At 74.6% G+C, this 24,338-nt stretch carries 27 protein-coding genes; 17 read left to right on the top strand and 10 right to left on the bottom strand.

What is annotated here, in order from left to right; translation table 11 throughout:
* Window positions 1-6: 6 nt before the first annotated feature.
* The 3 genes from PSR1_RS01335 (at window position 7) to PSR1_RS01325 (ending at window position 1,975) form a co-directional block, all read left to right on the top strand.
* Complete coding sequence (locus PSR1_RS01335; RefSeq protein ID WP_059435846.1) at window positions 7-549, top strand: MarR family winged helix-turn-helix transcriptional regulator; 543 nt, start codon at window positions 7-9, stop codon at window positions 547-549.
* Window positions 546-1,289 carry an SDR family NAD(P)-dependent oxidoreductase gene (locus PSR1_RS01330; protein WP_059435845.1) on the top strand — a complete coding sequence of 248 codons (744 nt, stop codon included), beginning with the start codon at window positions 546-548 and terminating at the stop codon, window positions 1,287-1,289. Before PSR1_RS01335 ends, PSR1_RS01330 begins: the two co-directional genes overlap by 4 nt.
* 89 nt (window positions 1,290-1,378) lie before the next feature.
* The gene (locus tag PSR1_RS01325; RefSeq protein WP_059435844.1) at window positions 1,379-1,975 is read left to right on the top strand and encodes a cyclopropane-fatty-acyl-phospholipid synthase family protein; all 597 of its coding nucleotides are present in this window, start codon (window positions 1,379-1,381) and stop codon (window positions 1,973-1,975) included.
* 11 nt (window positions 1,976-1,986) lie between these two features.
* Here PSR1_RS01325 and PSR1_RS01320 read toward each other — a convergent pair whose 3' ends face one another.
* Complete coding sequence (locus PSR1_RS01320) at window positions 1,987-2,469, bottom strand: Spy/CpxP family protein refolding chaperone (RefSeq protein WP_237757778.1); 483 nt, start codon at window positions 2,467-2,469, stop codon at window positions 1,987-1,989.
* Between the two features lie 123 nt (window positions 2,470-2,592).
* Between PSR1_RS01320 and PSR1_RS01315 the strand changes: the two genes are divergently transcribed.
* A complete protein-coding gene (locus PSR1_RS01315; RefSeq protein WP_059435843.1) occupies window positions 2,593-2,961 on the top strand; it encodes a hypothetical protein in 369 nt (122 codons plus the stop codon).
* A 15-nt stretch (window positions 2,962-2,976) separates the two neighbouring features.
* Here the strand turns inward: PSR1_RS01315 and PSR1_RS01310 are convergent, their stop codons facing one another.
* Window positions 2,977-3,795, bottom strand: coding sequence for an alpha/beta fold hydrolase (locus PSR1_RS01310; RefSeq protein ID WP_059435886.1), 819 nt, complete (start codon window positions 3,793-3,795; stop codon window positions 2,977-2,979).
* 335 nt (window positions 3,796-4,130) lie between these two features.
* On the opposite strand from PSR1_RS01310, the gene PSR1_RS01305 reads away from it, so the two are divergent.
* From PSR1_RS01305 to PSR1_RS01295, 3 genes are all read left to right on the top strand, one after another.
* Entirely contained in the window at window positions 4,131-4,334 is a 204-nt protein-coding gene (locus PSR1_RS01305; RefSeq protein ID WP_011422226.1) for a cold-shock protein, read from the top strand.
* A 173-nt stretch (window positions 4,335-4,507) separates the two neighbouring features.
* Window positions 4,508-4,729, top strand: a complete 222-nt coding sequence (locus PSR1_RS01300) for a hypothetical protein (protein WP_059435842.1) — start codon at window positions 4,508-4,510, stop codon at window positions 4,727-4,729.
* A 69-nt stretch (window positions 4,730-4,798) separates the two neighbouring features.
* A complete protein-coding gene (locus PSR1_RS01295; RefSeq protein WP_059435841.1) occupies window positions 4,799-5,695 on the top strand; it encodes a hypothetical protein in 897 nt (298 codons plus the stop codon).
* Between the two features lie 47 nt (window positions 5,696-5,742).
* On the opposite strand, the gene PSR1_RS01290 is transcribed toward PSR1_RS01295, so the two are convergent.
* The 3 genes from PSR1_RS01290 to PSR1_RS01280 form a co-directional block, all read right to left on the bottom strand.
* Window positions 5,743-6,387 carry a trimeric intracellular cation channel family protein gene (locus PSR1_RS01290; RefSeq protein ID WP_059435840.1) on the bottom strand — a complete coding sequence of 215 codons (645 nt, stop codon included), beginning with the start codon at window positions 6,385-6,387 and terminating at the stop codon, window positions 5,743-5,745.
* Complete coding sequence (locus tag PSR1_RS01285; protein WP_059435839.1) at window positions 6,384-7,646, bottom strand: M20 family metallopeptidase; 1,263 nt, start codon at window positions 7,644-7,646, stop codon at window positions 6,384-6,386. The genes PSR1_RS01290 and PSR1_RS01285 overlap by 4 nt, the downstream gene beginning before the upstream one ends.
* Window positions 7,647-7,780: 134 nt before the next feature.
* Complete coding sequence (locus tag PSR1_RS01280) at window positions 7,781-8,698, bottom strand: LysR family transcriptional regulator (RefSeq protein ID WP_059435838.1); 918 nt, start codon at window positions 8,696-8,698, stop codon at window positions 7,781-7,783.
* A gap of 203 nt (window positions 8,699-8,901) precedes the next feature.
* Here PSR1_RS01280 and PSR1_RS01275 point away from each other — a divergent pair, with 203 nt between their 5' ends.
* Genes PSR1_RS01275 through PSR1_RS01265 form a run of 3 tightly spaced genes read left to right on the top strand, consistent with a single transcriptional unit; the run spans window position 8,902 to window position 12,091 of the window.
* A complete protein-coding gene (locus tag PSR1_RS01275; RefSeq protein ID WP_059435837.1) occupies window positions 8,902-10,533 on the top strand; it encodes a sodium:proton antiporter in 1,632 nt (543 codons plus the stop codon).
* On the top strand, window positions 10,530-11,282 hold the full coding sequence (locus PSR1_RS01270; protein ID WP_059435836.1) for an ABC transporter ATP-binding protein: 753 nt from the start codon (window positions 10,530-10,532) through the stop codon (window positions 11,280-11,282). The genes PSR1_RS01275 and PSR1_RS01270 overlap by 4 nt, the downstream gene beginning before the upstream one ends.
* Window positions 11,279-12,091: an ABC transporter permease gene (locus tag PSR1_RS01265; RefSeq protein WP_059435835.1), complete on the top strand. Its 813-nt coding sequence runs from the start codon at window positions 11,279-11,281 to the stop codon at window positions 12,089-12,091. The genes PSR1_RS01270 and PSR1_RS01265 overlap by 4 nt, the downstream gene beginning before the upstream one ends.
* Before the next feature lie 16 nt (window positions 12,092-12,107).
* On the opposite strand, the gene PSR1_RS01260 is transcribed toward PSR1_RS01265, so the two are convergent.
* The 4 genes from PSR1_RS01260 to PSR1_RS01245 all read right to left on the bottom strand — a co-directional run bounded on the left by PSR1_RS01260 (window position 12,108) and on the right by PSR1_RS01245 (window position 16,059).
* Entirely contained in the window at window positions 12,108-12,848 is a 741-nt protein-coding gene (locus PSR1_RS01260; RefSeq protein WP_059435834.1) for a RibD family protein, read from the bottom strand.
* Window positions 12,849-12,924: 76 nt separating this feature from the next.
* Entirely contained in the window at window positions 12,925-13,983 is a 1,059-nt protein-coding gene (locus PSR1_RS01255; RefSeq protein WP_059435833.1) for an NAD(P)-dependent alcohol dehydrogenase, read from the bottom strand.
* Window positions 13,984-14,118: 135 nt separating this feature from the next.
* On the bottom strand, window positions 14,119-14,529 hold the full coding sequence (locus PSR1_RS01250; protein ID WP_059435832.1) for a hypothetical protein: 411 nt from the start codon (window positions 14,527-14,529) through the stop codon (window positions 14,119-14,121).
* 39 nt (window positions 14,530-14,568) lie between these two features.
* The gene (locus PSR1_RS01245) at window positions 14,569-16,059 is read right to left on the bottom strand and encodes an arylsulfatase (RefSeq protein ID WP_059435831.1); all 1,491 of its coding nucleotides are present in this window, start codon (window positions 16,057-16,059) and stop codon (window positions 14,569-14,571) included.
* Between the two features lie 194 nt (window positions 16,060-16,253).
* On the opposite strand from PSR1_RS01245, the gene PSR1_RS01240 reads away from it, so the two are divergent.
* Window positions 16,254-17,654 carry an anaerobic sulfatase maturase gene (locus PSR1_RS01240; RefSeq protein WP_059435830.1) on the top strand — a complete coding sequence of 467 codons (1,401 nt, stop codon included), beginning with the start codon at window positions 16,254-16,256 and terminating at the stop codon, window positions 17,652-17,654.
* Here PSR1_RS01240 and PSR1_RS01235 read toward each other — a convergent pair.
* Window positions 17,611-18,543 (bottom strand): M48 family metalloprotease, encoded by a 933-nt coding sequence (locus PSR1_RS01235; protein ID WP_059435829.1) that lies wholly within the window; start codon window positions 18,541-18,543, stop codon window positions 17,611-17,613. The two genes, PSR1_RS01240 and PSR1_RS01235, sit on opposite strands and share 44 nt — an antisense overlap.
* Before the next feature lie 325 nt (window positions 18,544-18,868).
* On the opposite strand from PSR1_RS01235, the gene PSR1_RS01230 reads away from it, so the two are divergent.
* From PSR1_RS01230 to PSR1_RS01205, 6 genes are all read left to right on the top strand, one after another.
* Window positions 18,869-19,627, top strand: coding sequence for a hypothetical protein (locus PSR1_RS01230; protein WP_152643261.1), 759 nt, complete (start codon window positions 18,869-18,871; stop codon window positions 19,625-19,627).
* A 285-nt stretch (window positions 19,628-19,912) separates the two neighbouring features.
* Window positions 19,913-20,341: a CBS domain-containing protein gene (locus tag PSR1_RS01225; protein ID WP_059435827.1), complete on the top strand. Its 429-nt coding sequence runs from the start codon at window positions 19,913-19,915 to the stop codon at window positions 20,339-20,341.
* A 30-nt stretch (window positions 20,342-20,371) separates the two neighbouring features.
* Window positions 20,372-22,132: an acetate--CoA ligase gene (gene acsA / locus PSR1_RS01220; protein ID WP_059435826.1), complete on the top strand. Its 1,761-nt coding sequence runs from the start codon at window positions 20,372-20,374 to the stop codon at window positions 22,130-22,132.
* Window positions 22,129-23,133: a pyruvate dehydrogenase (acetyl-transferring) E1 component subunit alpha gene (gene pdhA / locus PSR1_RS01215; RefSeq protein ID WP_059435825.1), complete on the top strand. Its 1,005-nt coding sequence runs from the start codon at window positions 22,129-22,131 to the stop codon at window positions 23,131-23,133. Before acsA ends, pdhA begins: the two co-directional genes overlap by 4 nt.
* Window positions 23,130-24,104 (top strand): alpha-ketoacid dehydrogenase subunit beta, encoded by a 975-nt coding sequence (locus PSR1_RS01210; RefSeq protein WP_059435824.1) that lies wholly within the window; start codon window positions 23,130-23,132, stop codon window positions 24,102-24,104. Before pdhA ends, PSR1_RS01210 begins: the two co-directional genes overlap by 4 nt.
* Window positions 24,097-24,338: biotin/lipoyl-containing protein (locus tag PSR1_RS01205; RefSeq protein WP_304510925.1), on the top strand; the 242-nt coding region annotated here is incomplete at its 3' end. The genes PSR1_RS01210 and PSR1_RS01205, both read left to right, overlap by 8 nt.

The following is a 24,338-nucleotide window of genomic DNA, read 5'->3' as shown; positions in this document are numbered from 1 at the left end:
CTAGTTGTGCCGACCCGACCGCCCCCTCCATCCCGCGCAGCGCGGAGCCGTGCCGCCGGCGCGCCCGCGCCGGCCCGGTACGTCCTCGACGAGTCCCTCGGGTTCCTCGTCCACCGGGCCGATCTCGCGCTCACGCGCATGCTGCTCGCGATGTTCGGCCGGCGCGGCGTGACCGTGGAGCAGTGGATGGTCCTCGGCCGCCTGAGCGAGGGGGACGGGATCACGCAGCGCGAGCTGGCGCGGCGGAACGGCCAGGATCCGACCACGCTCACCCGGATCCTCCAGAAGATGGAGCGCAAGGGGCTCGTCGAGCGCGCGGACGACCGCGAGGACGGGCGGGCGTTCAGCGTCACGCTCACGCGGGAGGGGCGCCGCCTGCAGGCGGAGCTGGCGGCCCTGGCGCTCTCGGGCGTTCCGGCGGTGACCGCGGGCATGACCGCGCGCGAGGTGCGGGAGCTGAAGCGCCTCCTCCGCCTCGTCTTCGAGAACGTCGTCCAGCGAAGGACCGCAGCATCCAACCCCGCAGCCCACCCCAGGAGCTCGCCATGAAGGACAAGGTCGCCGTCGTCACCGGCTCGAGCCGCGGCATCGGAGCCGCCATCGCGAAGGCGCTCGCCCGCCAGGGCGCGAAGGTCGCGGTGAACTACGTGGCGAACCGCGCGAAGGGGCAGAAGGTCGTGGACGAGATCGTCGCCGCGGGCGGGCGCGCGATCCTGGTTCGCGCCGACGCCACCGTCCGCGCGGAGGCCGAGGCGATGGTCCGCGGCGTGGAGGCGGAGCTCGGCCCCGTGGACATCCTCGTCAACAACGCGTCCATCGGGTTCCCGGTCGTCCCGTTCGCCGGGTACGCCTGGGAGGACTTCGAGCGCAAGGTCAACGGCGAGGCGAAGGCCAACTTCTTCACCTGCCAGGCGGTGATCCCGGGGATGATCCAGCGGCGGGGCGGCTGCATCGTCAACGTGAGCAGCACGCTGTCGCGGTTCCCGGGGCCCGGCTTCGTCGCGCACTCCAGCGCCAAGTCCGGGCTCGACGGCTTCTCCAAGGCGCTCGCCCTGGAGCTGGGCCCGCACGGCATCCGCGTGAACGTCGTCGCGCCGGGCCTGACCCTCACCGACGCGACGCGCGACCAGCCGGCGCAGTTCCACGAGGCGGTCGCGGCGCACACGCCGCTGCGGCGGCTCGCGGAGCCGGAGGACATCGCCGGCGCCGTCGCCTTCCTCTGCTCCTCCGCAGCGCGCCACGTGACGGGCGTCTACCTGCCGGTGTGCGGCGGCGCGCACATGATCTAGCCGCGGCGACGGGCGCGCAGCGGGGGCCGCGCGGCTCGACCCGCACGGCACGGTGAACCCCCGGAGCGAGCGGCTAGGATCGCTGCGCGATGGGGACGTCCTACCGTCTCGCGTACTGGCTCGGGTTCACGCCTTGGGAACGGCAGCCGCTGCCGCCGGAGCTCGAGGCGCTCGTCGAGGGGCCGGGCGCGCTCCCGCCGGGCAAGGCGCTCGACCTCGGGTGCGGGAGGGGCGCGCACGCCGTCTACCTCGCGAGCCACGGGTGGAAGGTGACCGGGGTGGACCTGGTGACGGGCGCCCTCGAGAAGGCGCGCCGGCGGGCAGCGGAGGCGGGCGTGGACGTGCAGCTCCTCGAGGGCGACGTGACGCGGCTCGGCGCGCTCGGCCTCTCGCCGGGGTACCGCCTGGTGCTCGACGCCGGCTGCTTCCACGGCCTGAGCGACCCGGAGCGCGCGGCCTACGCGCGAGGCGTGACCGCGCTCCGCGCCCCGGACGCGGTGGCGCTGCTCTTCGCGTTCGCGCGGGGGTGGCGCGGGCCGGCGCCCCGGGGCGCGAGCGCCGAGGACGTCGCCTCGGCGTTCGGGCCGTCGTGGCGGCTGGTGCGGTCGGAGCCGGCGCGGGAGTCACGGCTCCCGCGCCCGCTGAAGAACGCGAGGCCGATGTGGCACCTGCTGCGGGCGTCGTGAGGTGAACGGCCTCACGCGGCCGCGCCGCCGTGCATGCGACCGCAGCCGTGCCGGCGCGGACCTTCGTGCAGCAGGATGGCGAGCCGCTCGCGCTGCGTGGGGTCGAGCACGCCGTGGACGCGGGCGATCGCCTCCGCGACGCGGGCCCGGAGCGCAGAGGCGCTCGCGAGCCGCGCGTCGATGGCCTCGCGGACGCGCAAGGCGTCGAGCGTGGGGGCGACGATGAGGTCGGCGAGATCTCCGCGGAGCGGGTGCGCGTCGGCGCGGAGCGCCCGGAACGCCTCCGAGAGCGCGTCGAGCTCGGCGCGGACGGCGCGCTCCTGCTCCGGCGTCGCGCCGATGCGGCGCAGGAGCCAGCCGGCGCGCGCGGGGCCCCGGTGACGCCACCGGCGGAAGGCCGCGGCGCGGACGAGGCCGGCGGCGAGGAGGACGGCGAGGGCGCCGAGGGCGCCGGACAGGAACGAGCTCATGGGCGAGGCCTCCGTGAACGTCACCGGGGCATGATCGCGCCCGCCCTTGTACGGCGCGCGTCGTGATCGTGAAGAAGCGTGAAGGTGGCGCTCGCTCCGTGCGCCGCCACGCCGGGACCGCCATCTTGCGGGGCGGGAGGTGTACCGATGCCGAAGCTTCGCTTGCTCATGTCCCTCGAGGCATCAGCGTTCCTCGCCGCCGCGCTCGTCCACGCCGGCATCCTCGTCGGCGGGTACGAGCACCCGAAGGCCCGCGTCGCGGAGACCGTCATCGCGCTCGTGCTCCTCGCCGGCGTCGGCTGGAGCCTGCTCCGCCCGGACCGGTCCCGGCGCGCCGCGGTGGCGTCGCAGGGCTTCGCGCTCCTGGGGACGCTGGTCGGGCTCTTCACGATCGCGCTCGGCGTCGGTCCGCGCACCGCGCCGGACCTCGCGTTCCACGCGGGCATCCTCGCGGTGCTGACGGCCGGCCTGCTCGCGGCGCTGCGCGCCCGCCCCGCCGTCACGCGGGCGGCGTGAGGCGGGAGCGCCGCGTCAGCCGCCCTCCGCGTCGAGGAACGGCTCGACGGCCGCGGTCATCGCCGGCGACTCGAACACGTCGTAGTGCGTGAGCCCGGGCAGGATCGCGAGCCGCGCCTTCGACACGCCGCTCCGGTCGAGGCCGCCGTCGCGGTGGCCGCCGCCGAGCAGCTGGAAGAACTGGACCACGTGCTCGGGCCGGACGGCGTCGGCGTCGGCGTAGACGAGCAGGGTGGGCTCGGCGAGGCGCGCGATCTCGGCCGACCAGTCGTACGGCAGGGTCCCGAGCTCGCCCATCTTGTCGAGGAGGTCCGGGAAACGCTCGGGCTGCGGCGCGATGGCGGCGTACGTCTGGTAGGCCGGCGACGGCCGCATCGGCCCGGCGAGCGCGCGGCCGAGGTGCTGGAACGCCGCCTTCACCTCGGGGTACCACCCCGCGTCGGCGAACGGCACCGACACCAGCACCAGCCTGCGGACGCGCTCCGGGTGCTGCACCGCGGTCCGGAGCGCGACGCGGCCGCCGAAGGAGTAGCCGAGGAGGTCCGCGCGTGGGATCTCGAGCCGGGCGAGCAGCGCGGCGACGTCGTCGGCGAGCCGCTCGAACCGGAGCGGACGGTCCACGTCGGCGGTGCGGCCGTGGCCCTGGAGGTCCACCGAGATCACCCGCCGGCGCGCGGCGAGCCGCTCGGCGACCGGCGCGTCGAGCGCGGTGTTGTGCAGGCCGCCGTGCAGGACGACGAGCGGCGTCCCGCCGGCGCCACGGATCTCGTAGTAGAGGCGAAGGTCGTCGATGTCGGCGTATCCGGAGGCGTTGATGCGTGTGGGGGTGGTCATGGTCGTCTTCTCCGGGGTCACCGGACGCTGGGGGCCGGCCGCCGCGCAGGCGCAGAGGACCGACGCGATGGCCGGCGGGATCTCATCGCGCTCGCCCCGATCGGAGCGCAAGGCGCGCAGGCATCTGCGCTCACCGCGGCCGCGCAGCCGCCTCGCGCAGCCCGCCGGTCGAGCCGCCGAGCCGCAGCAGCAAAAGGGGCAACTCACCGTCGCGCGGCGTCGCGGGTGGACTTTACAGAAAGTTAAGGCTATACACTCCGCTCCCCGGCCCACTCTGGGCTGGGCGCGAGCGGCGCCACATCGCCGCCCGAGAACGAGAAAGTGTCGTGACATAGATGGCTACCGGTACCGTGAAGTGGTTCAACGATGCGAAGGGCTTCGGCTTCATCACGCAGGACGGCGGCGGCGAGGACGTGTTCTGCCACCACACCGCCATCCAGGCCGAGGGCTTCCGGAGCGTCGCCGAGGGCCAGAAGGTCGAGTTCGACGTCGCCAAGGGCCCGAAGGGCCTGCAGGCGGCCAACGTCCGCCCGCTCTGATCTGCTGACCTGTTGATCCGCTTCGCAGCGGAGACGGAGCCCGGCCTCACCAGGCCGGGCTTCGCCGTTTCCTGGGCCCACCGCGCCGGCCGCTCGGGCGCGCGCCTACCCAGCAAGGGCCAGTTCCGCGCCGGCGCGCGGCGCACCCCCCTCCTCGAGCCTACAAGAGAGACATGAACGAGAACTTCGGCGAGATGAAGGCGCGGCTCCGCAAGCTCACCGAGCGGCTCACCGGCGAGCCGGACCGCATGCTCGGGAACCTCGAGTTCGCGCGCGCCGTGAGCCAGGCGCAGCGGCTCCTGCGCGACGGGGACCGCACGCGCGAGCCCTCCCAGGCGCTTCGCGCGGCCATCGACAAGGCGGAGCAGCTCGGGCGCTCGGTGCGGGAGGGCTGACCCGGCGTCCGCGCCGACGCGGGTGGGGAGCCGCGACGACCCCGCCCGCACCCGTGGTATGGTTCACCGATGCGCCCGAGACCCCTGCTCGCCGTGCTCGCGCTCGTCGCCGCGACGCCTGTCCGTGCCGAGCCGCCGACGCCCGAGGTCGCGCTCACCTTCGCCTGGCCGGCGGCGCTCGACGCCCGCTTCGAGCTGCACCGCGTGCGCCGTCAGCCCGGGCAGCCGGAGCGCTCCGTCGAGGGCAGGTTCACCGGCCGGTTCGAGGGCCGGGCCGCCGGGAAGGAGCTCCGCCTCGGGTATCGCGACATGGAGGGAGCGGAGGCCGCAGGGCTGGACGGGGCGACGCGCGCCCTGCTCCGCTCCCTCGAGCGGATCACGGCCGTGATCGACGGCGACGGCGGGCTCGTCCGCCTGGAAGGCATGGACCGCGCCGTCGAGCTGATGGGGGGAATGGTCGCCGACCTGCCGGAGAGCACGCGCGGCGAGCTCATGCGGATTGCTCCGGCGGCGATGCAGAAGGACTTCAGCGAGACGTGGTCCATGCTGGTCGCCTTCTGGTCCGGCGGGAGCCTGGAGCCGGGCGCGACGTACGAGCTGAAGGCCGACGCGCCCGTGGCGGTGCTCCCCGGCGAGCGCATCCGGATGGAGACGCGGTACTCGCTGCGCAGGGTGCTCGACTGCCCCGGGGCGAAGGGCCGCCGGTGCGTGGAGCTGTGGTTCCGGAGCGCGCCCGAACCGAAGGACGTCGAACGGATCAGCCGGGCGATGTTCGAGAAGCTGAAGGTCGGTGGGGCCACGGCGGGCATGGGCCCGCCCAGCGTGATCGCCGAGGCGGTGCTGATCACCGAGCCCGACCGGCTCGTCCCGCATCGGCTGGAGGTCACCCGCAGCACGAAGGTCGCGACCCCCGACGGCACGGTCCACGAGCGCGTGGACTCGAGCACCTGGACGTACCGGTACTGAGCGCCTACAGGCGCTCCGACGGCTCACCTCGGCGGCGACCCGCCGCCTCAGGGGTCGGAGGCGCCGGCGACGGGCAGCCGCCACCCGCGGCGCAGCGCCATGAAGCGGAGGCCGAAGCAGAGGAGCGCGCCGGTGGTGGTGGCGACCGAGGACGGGACGCCGAGCCAGCTCCCGACCACCACCATGGTCGCGCCGGCCAGGGCGGCCACGGCGTAGATCTCCGCCCGCAGCACGGTGGGGACCTCCGCCACCAGCAGGTCGCGCACGACGCCGCCCCCGATCCCGGTCAGCGTGCCGAGCAGCGCGGCGGGGAGCGGCCCGAGGTGATACACGAGCGCCTTGTGCGTGCCGGCGACCGCGAACAGCGCCAGGCCGGCGGCGTCGAAGAGCTGCACCGGGTTCCGGAGCCGGTCCACGCTGGCGTGCGCCGCGAGCACGACCACGCCGGCGAGGAGCGAGATCGCGAGGTAGCGCCAGTCGGCCAGGGCGGCCGGCGGGACGGCGCCGATGAGCACGTCGCGGATGATCCCGCCGGAGCTCGCTGCCACCAGGGACAGCACCAGCGCCCCGAAGACGTCGAGCCGGTGCTTCACGGCCGCGGCGGCGCCGCTGAGGGCGAACACGAACGTGCCGCCGAGGTCGAGCGCCACCGGGAGCACGCCGAGATCGACGGTGAACTGCGTGACGGTCACGGCGCGAGCCAGCCCATCGCGGCGGCCACCGCCGCCTCGACGCCCGTGCGCAGCGTCGGGTGGAGCACCGGCGCGAAGCGCGGGTTGTGGTTGGTGGGGAGCTCTCCCATCCGCCCCGCCGCCTGGGCCTTCCGGTAGGTCTCGGGGTCGGTCCCGCCCACGAACCAGAACACGGAGGGCACGTGCCACTGCGCGCCGAAGCAGCCGAAGTCCTCGCTCGCGGAGGTCGGCGCCACCTCCTGCACGCGCTCCGCCGGGAAGCTCAGGCGGAACCGCTCGACCACGCGGCGGGTCGCCTCCGCGTCGTTCCGGACGGCCCCGTACCGGTCGAGCGGCGTGAGCTCGGGCGGCCTCGGCGCGCCGGACGCGGCCGCCTCGGCCTTCACGATGCGCTCGATGGCGGCGAGCACCCGGGCGCGGACGCCCTCGTCGAACGTGCGCACGTTCAGCTTGATGAGCGCCTCGTCGGGGATGACGTTCTCCTTCGTGCCGGCCTGCAGCGCGCCCACGGTGACGACCGCCGCCTCGCTCGCCGCGAGCTCGCGGGAGACGATGGTCTGGAGGCGGAGCACGGTCGCGGCGGCCATCACCACCGGATCGATGCTGGCCTGGGGCATCGACCCGTGCGCGCCGCGCCCGAACAGCCGGATCTGCAGGCTGTCGCCGGCGGAGGTCATGACCCCGGCGCGCCAGCCCAGCACGCCCGCCGCGCCGACCATCACGTGCTGGCCGAGCACGACGTCGGGCCTGGGGAAGCGCGTGAACAGGCCGTCGTCGATCATCGCCTGCGCGCCGGTGGCGATCTCCTCGGCCGGCTGGAACACGGCGAGGAGCGTGCCCCGCCAGGCGTCGCGGGCGCGGCCGAACAGCGCCGCGGCGCCGGCCAGCCACGCCACGTGCATGTCGTGGCCGCAGGCGTGCATCACCGGGACGCTCCGGCCTTCCGCGTCGGTCGCCGTGACGTCGCTCGCGTAGGGCAGGCCGGTCAGCTCCTTCACGGGCAGCGCGTCCATGTCGGCGCGCAGCATCACGGTGGGGCCGTCGCCGTTGCGCAGCAGGCCGACGACGCCGGTCTTCCCGATCCCGGTCGTCACCTCGAAGCCCGCCGCGCGGAGCCGCTCCGCCGCGATGCCCGCGGTCCGGGTCTCCTGCATCGAGAGCTCCGGGTGCGCGTGCACGTCGGTGTAGAGCTTCTCCAGATCCGGGAGCAGTCCGTCGAGCGGGGCGAGCAGCCCGCCATCATCGAGTCCGTCGGCCATGTCGAGCCTCACGCATCCGCCGCGCAGGTGACGCGAGATCGGATGCTAGCGGGCCCCCCGCCGCGCCGACCGGCTCAGGCGAGCCCCCCTGTCCGGCGGAGGGCCGCCGGGTCGCGCGAGGCCGCCGCGCCCGGTCAGCGCGGGCGGGCCCTCGCCGGCCCGGCCAGCTCCCGCGCGACGTCCACGAACGCCCTGAGCGCCGGGGACACCTGCGCGCGGCTGGGGAAGTAGAGGAAGAAGCCGGGCACCGCCGCGGCGTACGGCTCGAGGACGAGGCGGAGGCGCCCGCTGCGCAGGTCGTCCGCGAGCTCCGCCTCGAACATGTAGAGGAGGCCGACCCCGGCCACGGCCAGGGCCCGCATCAGCTCCGGGTCGTTCGTGGTCACGGTCCCCCGGACGGGAACGCGCCAGGACTTCGTCCCGCGCTCGAGCTCCCAGGCGTAGAGCCCGCCGTGCGTGCTCGAGCGGATGCACAGGCAGTCGTGCTGGAGCAGGTCCTGCGGCCGCTCCGGCGTCCCGCGCCGGGCGAGGTACGAGGGCGCGCTCGCCACGACGAAGCGGCCGGGCTCGGTCAGGCGCACCTGGACCATGTCGCGCTCGATCGCCTCGGTGAGGCGGATCCCGGCGTCGAGCCCCTCGGCGACGATGTTCACGAAGCGGTTCTCCACCTGCACCTCCACCTCGACGCGCGGATGCCGCTCGATGAATCGGGGCAGCAGGCGGGCGAGGACGGGCGTCACGGCGGTGCTGGGCACGGTGAGCCGCACGCGGCCGGTGACCTCGCCGGGCCGGACGGACACGGTCTTCAGCGACTCCACGGCCTGATCCACCGCCGCGCCCGCGTTCTCGAGCAGGCGCTGGCCCGCGTCGGTGAGCGCCACGGTGCGCGACGTCCGCGTGAGGAGCGTGACGCCGAGGCGCGCCTCGAGCTGCCGCACCGACTGGCTCAGCGCGGAGGTGGAGACGCCGAGGTCCCGGGCGGCCGCGGCGAAGCTCCGGCGCCGCGCGACCGCGATGAACGAGTTGAGCGCGTTGAGCGGCGTGAAGGCCATGGTGAGCTTCCTCTCCCTTGCCGGATGGCGTGGGGCCGGCCCGATCCTACGCTCCCCCGGGCGGCCGCCGGGGAGGGAGTCGCGGGCGGAACGCGCATGGGGCGTTCGGGAAATCTTCACGGCACGCCGCGGGCGACTCGCGACAGAATGGTGGGCGGGACGTGCCCGCGGCGGGGTCGCCGGGAGCGGGGCGTCCGGCTCGCATGCTCGTCTTCGAGATCATCATCGGGCTGCTCCTCGCCGGCGCGGCCCTCACGGCGCTCTCGCGCCGGATCGGGACCCCGTACCCGGCGCTGGTGGCGCTCGCGGGCGCGGCGATCGCGCTCGTGCCCGGCACGCCGACGCTGGTCCTCGAGCCGGACCTCGCGCTCACGCTCTTCGTCGCGCCGGTGCTCCTCGACGCGGCCTACGACGCTTCCCAGCGCGACCTCCGCGCGAGCTGGCGCACCGTGGCCGGGCTCGCCGTGGGCGCGGTCGCCCTGACGGTCGTGGTCGTCGCCGTCGTCGCCCGCGCGCTCGTGCCGGGCATGCCGTGGGCGGTGGCGGTGGCGCTCGGGGCGATCGTGGCGCCCCCGGACGCGGCGGCCGCGACCGCGGTGCTCGGCCAGCTCCGCCCACCGCACCGCCTCATGGTCATCCTCGAGGGCGAGAGCCTCTTCAACGACGCCAGCGCGCTCCTCGTCTACCGGCTGGCCGTGGGCGCCGCCGTCGCCGGCGCGCTCACGCCGGCGCGGATCCTCCCGCTGCTGCTCGTCACCACCGCCGGGAGCGTGGCGCTCGGGTACGTGCTCTCCCGCGTGATCCCACCGCTCATCGCGCGGATCGAGGACGTCCCCATCGCCGTGGTCGTCCAGTTCTGCGGGACGTTCGCGGTCTGGATCCTCGCCGAGCGGCTCCACCTCTCGGGCATCCTCACCGTCGTCGTGTTCGCCATGGCGAGCGCCCAGCGGGCCGCGGGCCAGATGGCCGCGCGCGTCCGCATCCCGTCGTATGCCGTCTGGGGGTTCGCCGTCTTCGTGCTGAACGTGCTCGCGTTCATCCTGGTCGGCTTCCAGCTGAAGGCCATCCTCGGCCGGATCGACGCGCCCACGCTCCTCCGGTACGCCGGCGTGGCGGGGGCGGTGTGCCTCGCCGCCGTCCTCGCGCGCATCGCCTGGGTGTCCGCCACGGCGGCGGTGAGCCGGCTGCGCTGCCGGCCCACCGAGGACGGCTCGAAGGCGCGGCCGGACGCGGTCGGGCTCTCGCCGCGCGGCGCCGCGGTGGTCGGCTGGTGCGGCATGCGCGGGATCGTGACCCTCGCCGCCGCGCTCGCGCTGCCCACCGGCGCCCGGGGCGCGCCGGCGTTCCCGCACCGCGACCTCGTCGTGTTCACCGCGTTCGCGGTGGTGCTCGGGACGCTCGTCCTCCAGGGGATGACGCTCCGCCCGCTCATGCGCGTGCTCCGCCTCGAGGGAGACGGCTCGGTAGACCGGGAGGTCCGGGTCGCGCGGGTCGAGACGCTGCGCGCCGGCCTGTCGGCGACCGGCGGGGCGGCCGCCGATCCGCTCTCGGACGTGCTGCGCCGGCGGTACGAGGTGATGCTCCGGGGCGCCGAGGCGGAGCTGCGCGGCGGCGGCGCCTCGCAGGGGCCGCCGGCCGGCGGCGACGGCGACGCGCGCACCGGCGGGGCGGCCGTGGCGCGCCGGGCGGTCGAGGCGGAGCGCGGGCGGCTCCTCTCCCTGCGGGCGGAGGGGACCATCGGCGACGCGGCGTTCCAGCGCGTCGAGGAGGAGCTCGACCTCGAGGAGCTGAGCCTGCGGCGGCTGGCGCGCGACGACGCGCCGGAGGCCTCGTGACGGCTCGCGGCCCCATCCTGCTCGTGGAGCGGCTGTGCAAGACGTACGGCGCGGCGCCGGCCGTGGACGGGATCTCCTTCCACGTCGCGCCCGGCGAGATCGTCGGCCTGCTCGGCCCGAACGGCGCGGGCAAGACGACCACCATCAGCATGATCCTCGGCGTGCTCGCGCCGACCGCGGGCGGCATCCGCATCGACGGCATCGACCTGGCGCGCCGCCGCTCCGAGGCGCTCGAGCGCACGAACTTCGCGGCGGTGTACGCGCCGCTCCCCGGGAACCTGACCGTCTCCCAGAACCTCACCGTGTTCGGCCTCCTCTACGGCGTCCGCGACGTCCGCGCCCGCGTCGAGGCGCTGCTCGCGGCGCTGGACCTCGTCGCGTTCCGCGACACGAAGACCGGCGTGCTCTCGTCGGGCGAGCAGTCGCGGGTCACGCTCGCGAAGGCGATGCTGAACGCGCCGCGGCTCCTCCTGCTCGACGAGCCGACCGCCTCGCTCGACCCGGCCGTCGCGCGCGAGCTGCGCGCCCGCATCCGCGGGGTGGCGGCGCGCGAGGGGCAGGGCGTGCTGTGGACCTCGCACAACATGCGCGAGGTCGAGGAGGTCTGCGACCGGGTGCTGTTCCTGTCCCACGGCCGGATCCTGCTGGAGGGCGATCCGCGCAGGCTGCCGGGCGAGCACGGGCGCGCGTCGCTCGAGGACCTGTTCATCACCGTCGCGCGCGAGCCGCTCGCGCTGGAGCAGCCGTGATCGGGCCGCGCGTCCGGCGGGTGTCGGCGGTGGTGCTGCGGCAGGCGTACCTGCTGCGCGGCAGCCCGGCGCGCATCCTGCCGCTCTTCGCCTGGGTGGCGATCGACGTCGTGCTCTGGGGCTTCATCTCCCGCTACCTGAACCTGGTCGCCGCGTCCGGGCTCGACTTCGTCCCGCTGCTCCTCGGCGCCGTCCTGCTCTGGGACTTCTTCTCGCGGGTGATGCACGGCGTGACCATGGCGTTCTTCGAGGACGTGTGGTCGCGGAACTTCCTGAACGTGTTCGCGACGCCCATGACCACCGGCGAGTACGTCTCCGGTCTGGTGGTGTCGGCCGTCCTCACGAGCACGCTCGGGCTCGCCGTCATGCTCGGCCTCGCCACGGCGGCGTTCGGGCTGTCGTTCGCGGCCTACGGGCTCGCCATCCTGCCGGCGCTGCTGATCCTGTTCCTGTTCGGCATCGCCCTCGGCATCCTGGGCTGCGCGATCGTGCTCCGGCTCGGCCCGGCGGCCGAGTGGCTGATCTGGCCCATCCCGGCGGTGCTCTCGCCGTTCGTGGGCGTGTTCTACCCGATCGCCACGCTGCCGCGCTGGATGCAGGCGGTCTCGTGGCTGCTCGCGCCGTCGTACGTGTTCGAGCAGCTCCGCGCGCTCACGGCCGGCCGCCCGGTGTCGTGGGGGGCGCTCGGCGTGGGGGCGCTCCTGGCGGCCGCGGCCATCGTGCTCGCGGCGTGGGCGTTCGTCCGCGTCTACCGCCACGCGGTCCGCACCGGGCTCCTGGCGCGCTACAGCGCCGAGACGGTGAGCTGACCGCGCCGGGCGCCCGTCAGGACCGGCGGCGGGCGCGCGCGGCCGCGTTCACGACGCGGTACCGGACCCACAGCAGGTCGCCCGGGCGGCGCTCCGCCGAGAGCAGCCGCAGGCGCGACCTGGGCCCGGACGCGCCGGCGTCGAACAGGGCGGGCGTGCCGACGCTCCCGTCGGCCACCGGCGCGACGACCAGGCTGAGCTCGTCGATCACGCCCGCGGCGAGGAACGAGCCGTTGATCTTGCCGCCGCCCTCGAGGAGCAGCCGGCGGATGCCGAGGCGCGCGCGGAGCTTGCGGAGGACCGCCGGCAGGTCGATCCGGTCCCGGCCGCCGAACAGGTACGACACGCCGCGGTCGCGCAGGAACGCGAGGTGGCGATCCGGGACGCGCTCGGTGAGGACGGTGACGGCGTGCTCCTCGTCGATGGCGCTCGACTCCCAGCGCAGCTTGCCGGAGGGGTCGAGGGCGATGGCGTACGAGGGCGCGTCCGCCCGGGCGACGAAGTCGGTGCGGGGGATCCGCACCCGGCGCCCGCCCGGCGGCAGCGGCGCCCGGCCGGCGTACGGCTCCATCGAGACGCGGCCGATGATCCACGCGTCGGCCGCGAGCGCCCGGTGGATCCGCTCGTACTCCGCGCTCAGCCGCGCGGACCCCGGCCAGCGGTCGGTGACGATGCGCCCGTCCACCGACGGGCCCATGTGGCAGATGACGTACGGCCTTCCGGACCGGCCGGACGGCCTGGCGCGCTTCGGGGACATCGTCGTGACCTCCGTCTCGCCGCGGGCCCGGCCCCCGGCGGCTCGATCCTACCGCCGCGCGGGAGCCGGCGCCGGCTCACCCCGCCTGGAGCGAGGCCATGTCGATCGAGAAGCGGTACTTCACGTCCGACCGGAGCATCCGCTCGTAGGCCTCGTTCACCTTCTGCATCGGGATCACCTCCACGTCGGCGGTGATGCCGTGCTCGCCGCAGAAGTCGAGCATCTCCTGCGTCTCGGCGATTCCGCCGATGGGCGACCCGGAGATGCTGCGGCGGCCGAGGAGCAGGCCGAACGCCGCCACCGGGAGCGGCTTCTCCGGCGCGCCGACGAGCGTCAGGTTGCCGTCGCGGCGGAGCAGGTTCACGTACGCGTTGAGGTCGTGGTCCGCGGCGACCGCGTCGAGGATGAAGTCGAAGCTGCCGGCGTGCCTGCGCAGCGCGTTCGCGTCGCGCGAGAGCACCACCTCGTGCGCGCCGAGGCGGAGCGCGTCCTCGCGCTTGCCCGGCGAGGTCGTGAACACCACCACGTGCGCGCCGAGCGCGCGCGCGAACTTCACGCCCATGTGGCCGAGCCCGCCGAGCCCGACCACGCCCACCTTCTTGCCGGGCCCGACGCCCCAGTGGCGGAGCGGCGACCAGGTGGTGATGCCGGCGCACAGGAGCGGGGCGGCCGCGGCGAGGTCGAGGCGCTCGGGCACGCGCAGCACGAAGTGCTCGTCCACCACGACGCTCCCCGAGTAGCCGCCGTAGGTCACGCCGCCGAGGTGCCGGTCCGGCGCGCCGTAGGTGAGCGTCTGGCCGGGGCAGAACTGCTCGAGGCCGGCCCGGCACTCGGGGCAGGTCCGGTCCGAGTCCACCATGCACCCGACGCCGACGAGGTCGCCGGCCGCGAAGCGCGTGACCTCGGCGCCGACCCGCGTGACGCGGCCGACGATCTCGTGGCCGGGGACGCACGGGTAGACGGTGGACGCGAGGCTGCTCCACTCGTTGCGGACGGTGTGCAGGTCCGAGTGGCAGATGCCACAATAGAGGATCTCGATCTGGACGTCGCGCGGGGTGGGGTCGCGGCGCGGGATGGTGGTGGCGGCGAGCGGCGACGTGGGGCTGGTGGCGGCGTAGGCCTTGGCGTGGAACATGGGTCTTCCTCCGGGGCTCGCCGCGGCTCCACCGGGAGCCGGGCGGCGGGGAGGAACCTACGCGCGCGCGCGGCGGCCCGAAACGCGCGGAACGCGCATGGGCCGTTCAGGAAACCTTCACGACGCGCGAGGGGCTCAGGCGGCCGGGTGCGGCGGGTGGCCGGGCCGGTGCGCCACCCGCGCGATCCGGCCGGCCAGCCCGCGCAGCAGCACGTACGGCAGGATCGCGAGCACGATCGCGACGACCACGAGCTGCAGCGGCCGCAGGCCCCTCAGCACCAGCACCTGGTACGCGAGGTCGAGCACCAGCGCCAGCAGGACCACGCGGACGATCGACCTCCAGCCGGAGCGGATCGCCTCGCCCCGGTGCGCGGGACCCGTGAACAGCGACCAGAAGTACGCCGGCCGCCCCTCGCGCGCGTCGCGCACGCCGTCGCGGGCGGCGAGGAGGAGCGCCATCGCGGGCTGCAGGTAGTACCGGAACGCGAGCGGGCCGTCGGGCCGCTCGGCGAGCTCGCGCCACCAGGTGGTGAGCAGGTCGTCCATGGGATCCTCCCGCGGCGCGGCGCGGCGCCCGGCCGCCGGTCAGTGGTTCCTGCTGCCCGTCGCCTCCTGCAGCTGCTGCAGCACCGCCTTCAGGTCGTACCGGGTCGGCTTCTGGCGCGGCGGGTAGCGGGTGAAGTCGGCGAGCTCCCTCGCGACGACCACCTGCGACTCGTAGAGCCGGAAGAGCTTGCTGATGAACCAGTCCCAGTAGGTGTTGGACTCCTCGTCGGCGCGCTCGAACGGATCGCGGCGGAGGTTGTAGAGCTTCGGCATCCGCAGCGGCACGAAGGGATCGCTCCAGCACTGCATCCGCTTGGTCCGCTGCTCGGCGTAGCTCAGCTTCCAGTCCCCGAAGCGGATGGCGAGGAGGTCGCCGTCGTCGCTGACGTAGAAGAACGCGTCGCGCGGGCTCTCCTTCACCGCGCCGGTGAGGTAGGGGAGGAGGTCGTGGCCGTCGAGGTGGACGCGGAACGTCCGGTCGCCGATCGGGTAGCCCTCGAGGAGCTTCGACTTCACCGCCGGGTCGCCGGCGGCCGCGAGCAGCGTGGGCGTCCAGTCCTGGTGGCAGGCGATGCCGTTCAGGATCGTCCCCGCCGGGAAGTGGCCCGGCCAGCGCACGAAGCACGGCACCCGCCAGCCGCCCTCCCAGTTGGTGTTCTTCTCCGAGCGGAACGGCGTGATGCCCGCGTCCGGCCAGCTGTTGTAGTGCGGCCCGTTGTCGGTCGAGTACTGGACGATGGTGTCGGCCGCGATGCCGAGGTCGTCGAGCTTCCGCAGGACGCGCCCGACGTTCTCGTCGTGGGCGACCATGACGTCGTTGTACTCGCCCTGGCCGCTCTTGCCGCGGTGCTTCTCGGCGCAGTGCGTCCGGAAGTGCATCGCGGTGGTGTTGTACCAGACGAAGAACGGCTTCCCCTCGCGGTGGGCGCGCTCGATGAACTCGAGCGTGCGGTCGGTGATCTCCTCGTCGATCGTCTCCATCCGCCTGCGGGTCAGCGGGCCGGTGTCCTCGATGCGCTGACCGCCCTTGCCGTCGGACCAGGTGTGCAGCACGCCGCGCGGGCCGAACTGCTCCCGGAACGCCGGGTCCTTCGGGTAGTCGGGATCCTCGGGCTCCTCCTCGGCGTTCAGGTGGTAGAGGTTCCCGTAGAACTCGTCGAAGCCGTGGACCGTCGGCAGGAACTCGTCCTTGTCGCCGAGGTGGTTCTTGCCGAACTGCCCGGTCGCGTAGCCGAGCGGCTTCAGCAGCTCGGCGATGGTCGGGTCCTCCGGCCGGATGCCCAGGTCGGCGCCCGGCGTGCCGACCTTGGTGAGGCCGGTGCGGATCGGGTTCTGCCCGGTGATGAAGGCCGCGCGGCCGGCGGTGCAGCTCTGCTGGCCGTAGTAGTCGGTGAACGCCACCCCCTCGTTCGCGATGCGGTCGATGTTCGGCGTCCGGTAGCCCATCTGGCCGCGGTTGTTGAAGCTGAGGTTCCACCATCCGATGTCGTCGCCCCACAGGATCAGGATGTTCGGCTTGCCCCCTGGCATGGTCCACCCCCTGCCACGTTCGCGAGCCGACTCTACGCTCGCGCGATGCGTGCGCGGCGCGGCACGGGATCGTCGCCTCGGCGCGGTAGCGCGCCGGCGGCGGTGCTCATGGGGGCGCGCGCTGCGTCGCGGCGCGGGCGCGTGCGGGCCGCGCTACGCTGCCGGGAGCATCGCGGCCTCCGGGGGAGCACCACATGTCCAGCGAGACCGGTCCTTCGGGCGGGGCGCTGCCGGCGGGGTTGCCGCCGCGGTTCCACCTGCTCGCGAAGCCGGGCGGCTCCGCCTGCAACCTGGACTGCCGGTACTGCTTCTTCCTGTCCAAGGAGGCGCTCTATCCGGACGGTCCGGCGCGCATGTCCGACGCGACGCTGGACGCGTACGTCCGCCAGCTGCTCGAGTCGCACCGCGGGCCGCAGGTCACGGTCGCGTGGCAGGGCGGGGAGCCCGCGCTGCTCGGGCTCGACTTCTACCGGCGCGCGGTCGCCGCGGTGGAGCGCCACCGCCGCCCCGGGCAGGCGGTCGAGTACACGTTCCAGACGAACGGGACGCTGCTCGACGACGCCTGGTGCGACTTCTTCCGGGCGCACGACGTCCTCGTCGGCCTGAGCGTGGACGGCCCGCGCGAGCTGCACGATGCCTACCGCGTGGATCGGAGGGGCCGCGGCACGTTCGATCGCGTGGTGCGCGGCTGGCGGCTGCTGGAGCACCACGGCGTCGAGCGCAACGTGCTCTGCACCGTGAACGCGGCCAACCAGGGCCACGGGAGGATCGTGTACCGCTTCTTCCGCGACGAGCTGGGCGCGCGCTGGGTGCAGTTCATCCCGGTGGTCGAGCGCGCCACGGCCGAGGCGCTGGCGGCGGGCGCGGACGGGTCGGCGGGCCGGCGGCGCCCGCTGTACACGCAGGCCGGGGACCGGGTCACGGATCGCTCCGTGGGCGCCGAGGGCTACGGGCGGTTCCTGGTGGACGTCTTCGAGGAGTGGATCCGCCACGACGTCGGGCGCGTGTTCGTGCAGCTCTTCGACGTGACGCTCGAGGCCCGCTTCGGGCGGCACCTGCTCTGCCTGCACGCCCCGACCTGCGGCGCCGGCCCGGCCCTGGAGGCGAACGGCGACGTGTACGCCTGCGACCACTTCGTCGAGCCCGCGTACCTGCTCGGCAACCTCCACGCGACCCACCTCGCCGAGCTGGTGGCCTCGCCTCGCCAGCGCAGGTTCGGGCAGGACAAGCGCGACGCGCTGACCGCCGAGTGCCGGCGCTGCCCGGTGCTCGCCGCATGCAACGGCGGCTGTCCCAAGGACCGGTTCGCGCGCTCCGCGGACGGGGAGCCGGGCCACAACTACCTCTGCCCCGGGCTGCGGCGCTTCTTCGAGCACACGCGGCCGGCGATGGACGCCATGGCCGCCCTGCTGCGGCAGGGGCGGGCGCCGGCGGAGATCGTGGCCTGGACCGCCGCCGAGGACGCGCTCCGCGGTCCGTATGCGCCGTGCCCCTGCGGCAGCGGGCGCAAGCTCCGCTTCTGCCACGGGGACCGGGCGCCGCCGTCGCCGTTCACCGGGCCGGGCGGTGCTCCGCGGCCGGGCCCGCCGGCGTGACCGCGGGCCCGGGGCGGGCGCCCAGCCGCTCGAGCTCGGCGTCGAGGTCCACGAACCCATGCGCGTGCAGGTGGCGCAGGCGCCGGCCGACGTCCGGGCCGTCGCCCGTGATGCTGCTCGCCCACTCCCAGAACGGCGGCGTGTCGTCGCGCAGCGCCTGGCGCAGGAACGCCGCCACGTCCGCGGAGTAGATCAGCTTGCCGCCGCTGGCGGTGAACAGCATCGCGCGGACGGTGCCCGGGCAGAGCCTCGCGGCCAGGCGGTCGCGCGAGGCCTCCTGCACGTTCAGCAGCGGCACGCGCAGGAGCGGGATGCGCTTCAGGTAGGCGAGCAGCAGCTCCTCCCGCCAGCTCGCGTGCCCCATCACGAGCCGGCCGAGCTCGTGCGCGAGCACGAACTCGATGATGTCGGCGCGATCGTCGAGCGACTTCAGGCCGCGGAACAGGTCGGGCCCGAGCACGATGATCCGCCGCCGGCGGACCAGGCCCATGGCGGTCGCGATCCCCGCGCTCCGCGAGGTGGACGAGAAGAGCTCCGGGACCGGCGCGCCCACCGCGGCGCAGAGCCGCTCGAGCATGGCGTGGATCGCCGGGAGCTGATCCGGCCCCAGCTGCAGCGAGCCCTCGCGGAACTCGGCCCACCGCGCGTGGCGCAGCCAGGCCAGCGCCGGGATCAGGGCCAGCGTCGCCACGCCCGCGACCCGGAGCTCGTTCGCGAGCCTCGAGAGGGCGGGCCGGCCGGTGAGCCAGCCGGGGGCGCGGTAGACGAGCCAGATCGCCGCGGCGCCCACGGCCGCGTTGACGAGCACCGAGAGCCAGAACACCAGCCGCTCGCGCGGGTGGCGCACGCTCTCGGGATCGAGCGCGGGCGGCGATCGCAGAGCGGTCATGGCGTCCCCTGCCGGCGCGCCGTGGCCCCGCCGGCCCTGGGCCGCAGCGTGCGCGCGCGCCGCGGCGGTGCCAACGGGCTTCGGGTCGCACCTCGTCGGCCGAGCGCGCCCTCGCCGCCGCCTGCCGCCGACGAGGGCGGACCGTGCGTCGCGCCGGCACGCGGTCCGCCTCGGCGCACGCAGAAGCCGCAGGTCGATCGGCGCGCCCCCGCGGGAAGCGCCCGCGGCCGATCCCGGGCGCGATACTGCCTCCGTTCCGTCGCGTTCGTGAGGGGCACGCGCGTCGCACGACGCGCCCTCGCGCCGGGCGACGAGGGGGGCGGTCATGACCAGAGGGTTCGCGATGTCGATGGCGGCGCTGCTGGCCGCCGGGGCGGCGCCGGCGCACGCGGTCGAGGGCGAGCGCGATCTCGCCGAGCCCGTGGCCCGGCGGGAGGTGCGGGCCGAGATCACGCCGTACCTGTGGATCGTCGGCATGGACGCTGACGTGACGGTCGGTGGCACCACGGTGTCGCCGAGCATCGGCTTCTCCGACCTGATGGACGCGGCCGACTTCGGCGGCTCGGTGTTCGGCCAGTTCGAGTACCAGCGCCTGCTCGCGTACCTGCAGCTCGACTACATGAAGCTGAGCACGGGCAACCTCGACCACCCGCCCGCGGCCGGGAAGCTCGACTCCGAGGCCCTCCTCACCGCGTTCGGCGTGGGGTACCAGTTCCCCGGCCTGTGGGGCGGCTCGAACCTCGGCGCCATGATCGGCCTGCGCGTCTCGTACCTCCAGAACGACCTGACGCTCTACGGGATGGGAAGCGCCAGCGGCAGCAAGACCCTGGTGGACCCGCTGCTGATCCTGACGCCGTCGATCCCGATCACCCGCTGGCTGCGGCTCAACCCCACCTTCTCGATCGGCGCCTTCGGCGACTCGGACTGGACCTACGAGCTGCAGCCGCACCTGCAGTTCCAGCTCACCGACCACGTGGCGGCGCGGCTCGGGTACCGCCGCCTCTACATGGACTACCAGGGCGACAAGGGCGAGATCAGCGGCGCGATGCACGGCTTCCTCGTCGGGCTCGGCCTGACGCTGTGACGGCGTGACGTCCGCAACCTCTTGCCCAGCACGAGTGCTACCAGTGGGCGAAGCAGGCCACCGGCGTCGATCCGGTAGCCGGTCGGCGCCGGGCCTGCGCCACGGCGCCGCTGCCCACTCCGAAGCCCCCCAACGAGCGCCCGGTCCGCGCAAGCCCACCGGGCGTACGATCCCGCACGTGATCTCCGGCGGTCCATGGCCGTGGGGAGCGCCTCCGCGCTGACGCGTTCGGTCCCGCGGCGGAGCCGCCGCCGGTCTCGGCCGGGCCCCGGGCGGAGGTGTCCCATGACGTGCGACGAGCTGATGACACGGGACGTGCTCTCCGTGCGGCCCCTGGAACGGGTGGACGCGGTCGCCCGCCGGATGCGGGACGAGAACCTCGGCTTCGCGCCGGTCTGCACCGACGACGGACGACCCGTGGGCGCCGTCACCGACCGTGACATCGCACTGCGGGTGTGCGCCGAGGACCGCCGCGCCGGCCGGACCCACGTCGAGGAGATCATGACGCGGGAGCTGCTCACCTGCCGCGCCGAGGACGACGTGCGGAGCGCCGAGGAGCGGATGGAGGGGCGCCGCAAGCACCGCATCCTGGTGCTCGATCGCGAGGGGCGCCTCGCCGGCGTGATCAGCCTCGCGGACCTCGCGGCGCGCGAGGACGCGGCGCGCGCCATGCAGACCATCCGCAGGGTCGTCGAGCGCGAGCGGCGGACCTGAGCGCCGGTCTGGCCGCCGGGGGGGGGGACGATGCATCGCGACGTCATCGAGAAGCCCCGCACCTGGGCGGTCGTCCCGAACGTGCTCGAGTACGAGCGGGCGCGCAGCGAGTTCTCGTGGGCCGCGGCGCGGGCCGCGCTCGACGGGCTGCCCGGCGGGCACGGGCTCAACATCGCCCACGAGGCGGTGGACCGCCACGCAGGGGGCCGCCTGCGCGATCGCGTGGCGCTGCGCTTCCTCGCCGCCGCCGGCGCGCGCACCGAGCTGTCCTACCGCCAGCTGGCCGCCGAGACGGCGCGCTTCGCGAACGCGCTCCGGGCGCTGGGCGTGGGAAGGGGCGACCGCGTCTTCGCGCTCCTGGGGCGCGTCCCGGAGCTCTACGTGGCGGCGCTGGGCACGCTCAAGAACGGCAGCGTCTTCTGCCCGCTGTTCTCGGCGTTCGGCCCCGAGCCGGTCCGGGCCCGGCTCGAGCTGGGGGGCGCGAGGGTGCTCGTCACCACCGAGGAGCTCTACCGGCGCAAGGTGGCCGGGATCCGCGGGGCGCTCTCCTCGCTGGAGCACGTGCTCCTCGCGGGCGACGCGGCGCCGGCGGAGATCCCCGGCGCGCGCGCCCTCGCGCCGCTGCTGGCGGGCGCGGCGCCGCGGTTCGAGATCCCGCCGACCGATCCGGAGGACCTCGCCCTCCTGCACTTCACCAGCGGCACGACCGGCAGGCCGAAGGGCGCCATGCACGTGCACGAGGCGGTCGTCGCCCACCACGCCACCGGGCGCATCGCGCTCGATCTGCACGACGATGACGTGTTCTGGTGCACGGCCGATCCGGGCTGGGTGACCGGGACGTCCTACGGCATCGTCGCGCCGCTCGCCTGCGGCGTGACCAGCGTCGTGGACGAGGCGGAGTTCGACGCCGACCGCTGGTACCGCATCCTGGAGGAGGAGCGCGTCAGCGTCTGGTACACCGCGCCGACCGCGGTGCGGATGCTCATGAAGGCCGGCGCGGAGCTGGCGCGCGGCCGGGACCTGTCGCGGCTGCGCTTCGTCGCGAGCGTGGGCGAGCCGCTCAACCCGGAGGGCGTGGTGTGGGGGCTGGACGCGCTCGGGCTGCCCGTCCACGACAACTGGTGGCAGACCGAGACCGGCGGGATCATGATCGCCAACCTCGCGGCGATGGCGGTACGGCCCGGCTCGATGGGGCGCCCGCTGCCGGGCATCACCGCCGCGGTCGTCGCCCGCGGGCCCGACGGCCGCGTCGTCGAGGTGGCCGAGCCGGGGGTGGAGGGCGAGCTGGCGCTCGCGCCCGGCTGGCCGTCGATGTTCCGCGGCTACCTCGGCGACGAGGCGCGGTACCGCGCCTGCTTCGCGGAGGGCTGGTACCTCACCGGCGACCTGGTGCGCCGCGACGCCGACGGCTACTTCTGGTTCGTCGGCCGGAAGGACGACGTCATCAAGTCCGCCGGGCACCTCATCGGCCCGTTCGAGGTCGAGAGCGCGCTGCTCGAGCACCCCGCCGTCGCCGAGGCGGCCGCGATCGGCAAGCCGGATCCGGTGGCGCTCGAGTTCGTGAAGGCGTTCGTCTCGCTGAAGCCGGGGTACGCGCCGTCGGAGGCGCTCCGGCTCGAGCTCATCGGCTTCGGGCGCAGCCGGCTCGGGCGGGCCGTCGCGCCGAAGGAGCTGGACTTCCTGCCGGCGCTGCCGCGGACCCGCAGCGGGAAGATCATGCGGAGGCTGCTCAAGGCGCGCGAGCTGGGCCTCCCCGAGGGCGACACGTCCACGCTGGAGGGCGGAGCATGACCGACCAGGGCAGCCCGCAGCCGGCCTCGCGCGAGCACGGGCTCGCGCTCCTCCGCGAGATGATCCGCATCCGCCGCTTCGAGGAGCGGTGCGCGGAGCTGTACGGCCAGGGCAAGATCCGGGGCTTCCTGCACCTGTACATCGGCGAGGAGGCCGTCGCGGTGGGCGCGCTCCAGGCGCTCCGCCCGGAGGACGCGATCGTCGCGACCTACCGCGAGCACGGCCACGCGCTGGTGCGGGGCATCCCGGCCACGAAGGTCATGGCCGAGATGTACGGGAAGGCGACCGGCTGCAGCCGCGGCCGCGGCGGGTCGATGCACCTGTTCGACGCCGCCACGCGCTTCTACGGCGGGAACGCGATCGTCGCCTGCGGCCTGCCGCTCGCGGCGGGCGTCGCCCTGGCCGACCGGCTGCGCGGGGAGCGGCGCGTGACGGCCTGCTTCTTCGGCGACGGCGCGCTCGGGGAGGGCGAGTTCCACGAGTCCCTGAACCTGGCGGCGCTGTGGCGCCTGCCGGTGCTGTTCGTGTGCGAGAACAACCTGTACGCGATGGGCACGGCCATCGAGCGTCACCAGGCCCAGCTCGATCTCCCGCTCAAGGCGCGCGGCTACGCTGTCGCGGCCGCCAGCGTCGACGGCATGGACGTCCTCGCCGTCGAGGGAGCGGCGCGCCGCGCCGCGGAGCAGGTCCGGGCGGGCGAGGGGCCGTTCCTGCTGGAGGCGAGGACGTACCGCTTCCGCGCCCACTCCGCCTACGATCCCGAGCTGTACCGGTCGAGGGAGGAGGTGGAGCGCTGGAAGCAGCGGGACCCCATCCCCGCCCTCCAGCGCGCCCTCCGCGAGGCGGGCGTCCTGCGGCCGGAGGACGTCGAGCGGCTCGAGGCCGGGATCGCGCGCGAGATCGACGAGGCGGTCGCCTTCGCGGAGGCCTCGCCGTGGGAGCCGGTGGACGACCTGCTCCGCGACGTCGTGGCGGGGCCGGCGAGCGGAGGGGCGCCATGAGGACCACCTACCGCGAGGCGCTGCGCACGGCCCACCGCGAGGCGCTCCGGCGGGACCCGCGCGTCTTCCTGATGGGCGAGGACGTGGGCAGGTACGGCGGGTCGTACGCGGTCAGCAAGGGGCTGCTCGAGGAGTTCGGCCCTGAGCGGATCCGCGACACGCCGCTCTCCGAGTCCACCTTCGTGGGCGCCGGGGTCGGGGCGGCGCTGGCGGGGATGCGGCCCATCGTCGAGATCATGACGGTGAACTTCAGCCTCCTCGCCCTCGACCAGATCGTGAACAACGCCGCGCTGCTGCGCCACATGTCGGGCGGGCAGGTCTCGGTCCCGCTCGTGATCCGGATGGCCACCGGGGCCGGGCGGCAGGTCGCGGCGCAGCACTCCCACAGCCTGGAGGGCTGGTACGCGCACATCCCGGGCATCAAGGTGCTCGCGCCGGCGACCCTCGAGGACGCGCGCGGGATGCTCTGGTCCGCGCTGCAGGACCCGGACCCGGTCCTGCTGTTCGAGCACGCCACGCTCTACGCGGCCGAGGGGGACCTGGCCGAGGGCGCGGGGGCGGTCGACATCGCGCGGGCCGCGATCCGCCGCCCGGGGCGCGACGTCTCGATCCTCACCTACGGCGGCACGCTGCCCAAGGCGCTCGCCGCGGCGGAGGCGCTCGGGCGCGAGGGGATCGACGCGGAGGTGATCGACCTGCGCGTGCTGCGGCCGCTCGACGGCGGGGCGATCCTCGCCTCGGTCCGCAAGACGCGCCGCGCGGTGATCGTGGACGAGGGGTGGAGGTCGGGGAGCCTCTCGGCGGAGATCTCGGCGCGCATCATGGAGGGCGCGTTCTACGACCTCGACGCCCCGGTGGCGCGCGTCTGCTCCGCCGAGACGCCCATCCCGTACCCCCGCCACCTCGAGGAGGCGGCGCTGCCGCAGCCCGAGGGCATCGCCGCCGCCGCCCGGGAGCTGATCCATGGCTGAGTTCCGGATGCCGTCGCTCGGCGCGGACATGGAGGCGGGCACGCTGGTCGAGTGGAAGGTCAAGCTCGGCGACCGCGTGCAGCGCGGCGGCCTCGTGGCGGTGGTGGACACGGACAAGGGGGCCATCGACGTCGAGATATGGGAGGACGGCACGATCGCCTCCCTGCTGGTCGAGCCCGGGACGAAGGTGCCGGTGGGGACCGTGCTCGCGCTCTTGACCGCCCCGGGCGAGCG

Origin of the sequence: Anaeromyxobacter sp. PSR-1 (assembly GCF_000964525.1) — a bacterium.
Taxonomy (GTDB): Bacteria; Myxococcota; Myxococcia; order Myxococcales; family Anaeromyxobacteraceae; genus Anaeromyxobacter.
The sequence above is the reverse complement of the archived record's forward strand: the minus strand, read 5'-3'. Positions and strand labels throughout refer to the sequence as shown.

Excerpts from the sequence above, each read along its gene's own strand:
- PSR1_RS01330 (WP_059435845.1), top strand. The coding sequence starts at position 546 with ATGAAGGACAAGGTCGCCGTCGTCACCGGCTCGAGCCGCGGCATCGGA.
- PSR1_RS01325 (WP_059435844.1), top strand. The coding sequence starts at position 1,379 with ATGGGGACGTCCTACCGTCTCGCGTACTGGCTCGGGTTCACGCCTTGG.
- PSR1_RS01315 (WP_059435843.1), top strand. The coding sequence starts at position 2,593 with ATGCCGAAGCTTCGCTTGCTCATGTCCCTCGAGGCATCAGCGTTCCTC.
- PSR1_RS01310 (WP_059435886.1), bottom strand. The coding sequence starts at position 3,795 with ATGACCACCCCCACACGCATCAACGCCTCCGGATACGCCGACATCGAC.
- PSR1_RS01305 (WP_011422226.1), top strand. The coding sequence starts at position 4,131 with ATGGCTACCGGTACCGTGAAGTGGTTCAACGATGCGAAGGGCTTCGGC.
- PSR1_RS01300 (WP_059435842.1), top strand. The coding sequence starts at position 4,508 with ATGAACGAGAACTTCGGCGAGATGAAGGCGCGGCTCCGCAAGCTCACC.
- PSR1_RS01295 (WP_059435841.1), top strand. The coding sequence starts at position 4,799 with ATGCGCCCGAGACCCCTGCTCGCCGTGCTCGCGCTCGTCGCCGCGACG.
- PSR1_RS01285 (WP_059435839.1), bottom strand. The coding sequence starts at position 7,646 with ATGGCCGACGGACTCGATGATGGCGGGCTGCTCGCCCCGCTCGACGGA.
- PSR1_RS01280 (WP_059435838.1), bottom strand. The coding sequence starts at position 8,698 with ATGGCCTTCACGCCGCTCAACGCGCTCAACTCGTTCATCGCGGTCGCG.
- PSR1_RS01275 (WP_059435837.1), top strand. The coding sequence starts at position 8,902 with ATGCTCGTCTTCGAGATCATCATCGGGCTGCTCCTCGCCGGCGCGGCC.
- PSR1_RS01260 (WP_059435834.1), bottom strand. The coding sequence starts at position 12,848 with ATGTCCCCGAAGCGCGCCAGGCCGTCCGGCCGGTCCGGAAGGCCGTAC.
- PSR1_RS01255 (WP_059435833.1), bottom strand. The coding sequence starts at position 13,983 with ATGTTCCACGCCAAGGCCTACGCCGCCACCAGCCCCACGTCGCCGCTC.
- PSR1_RS01250 (WP_059435832.1), bottom strand. The coding sequence starts at position 14,529 with ATGGACGACCTGCTCACCACCTGGTGGCGCGAGCTCGCCGAGCGGCCC.
- PSR1_RS01245 (WP_059435831.1), bottom strand. The coding sequence starts at position 16,059 with ATGCCAGGGGGCAAGCCGAACATCCTGATCCTGTGGGGCGACGACATC.
- PSR1_RS01240 (WP_059435830.1), top strand. The coding sequence starts at position 16,254 with ATGTCCAGCGAGACCGGTCCTTCGGGCGGGGCGCTGCCGGCGGGGTTG.
- PSR1_RS01235 (WP_059435829.1), bottom strand. The coding sequence starts at position 18,543 with ATGACCGCTCTGCGATCGCCGCCCGCGCTCGATCCCGAGAGCGTGCGC.
- PSR1_RS01230 (WP_152643261.1), top strand. The coding sequence starts at position 18,869 with ATGACCAGAGGGTTCGCGATGTCGATGGCGGCGCTGCTGGCCGCCGGG.
- PSR1_RS01225 (WP_059435827.1), top strand. The coding sequence starts at position 19,913 with ATGACGTGCGACGAGCTGATGACACGGGACGTGCTCTCCGTGCGGCCC.
- acsA (WP_059435826.1), top strand. The coding sequence starts at position 20,372 with ATGCATCGCGACGTCATCGAGAAGCCCCGCACCTGGGCGGTCGTCCCG.
- pdhA (WP_059435825.1), top strand. The coding sequence starts at position 22,129 with ATGACCGACCAGGGCAGCCCGCAGCCGGCCTCGCGCGAGCACGGGCTC.
- PSR1_RS01210 (WP_059435824.1), top strand. The coding sequence starts at position 23,130 with ATGAGGACCACCTACCGCGAGGCGCTGCGCACGGCCCACCGCGAGGCG.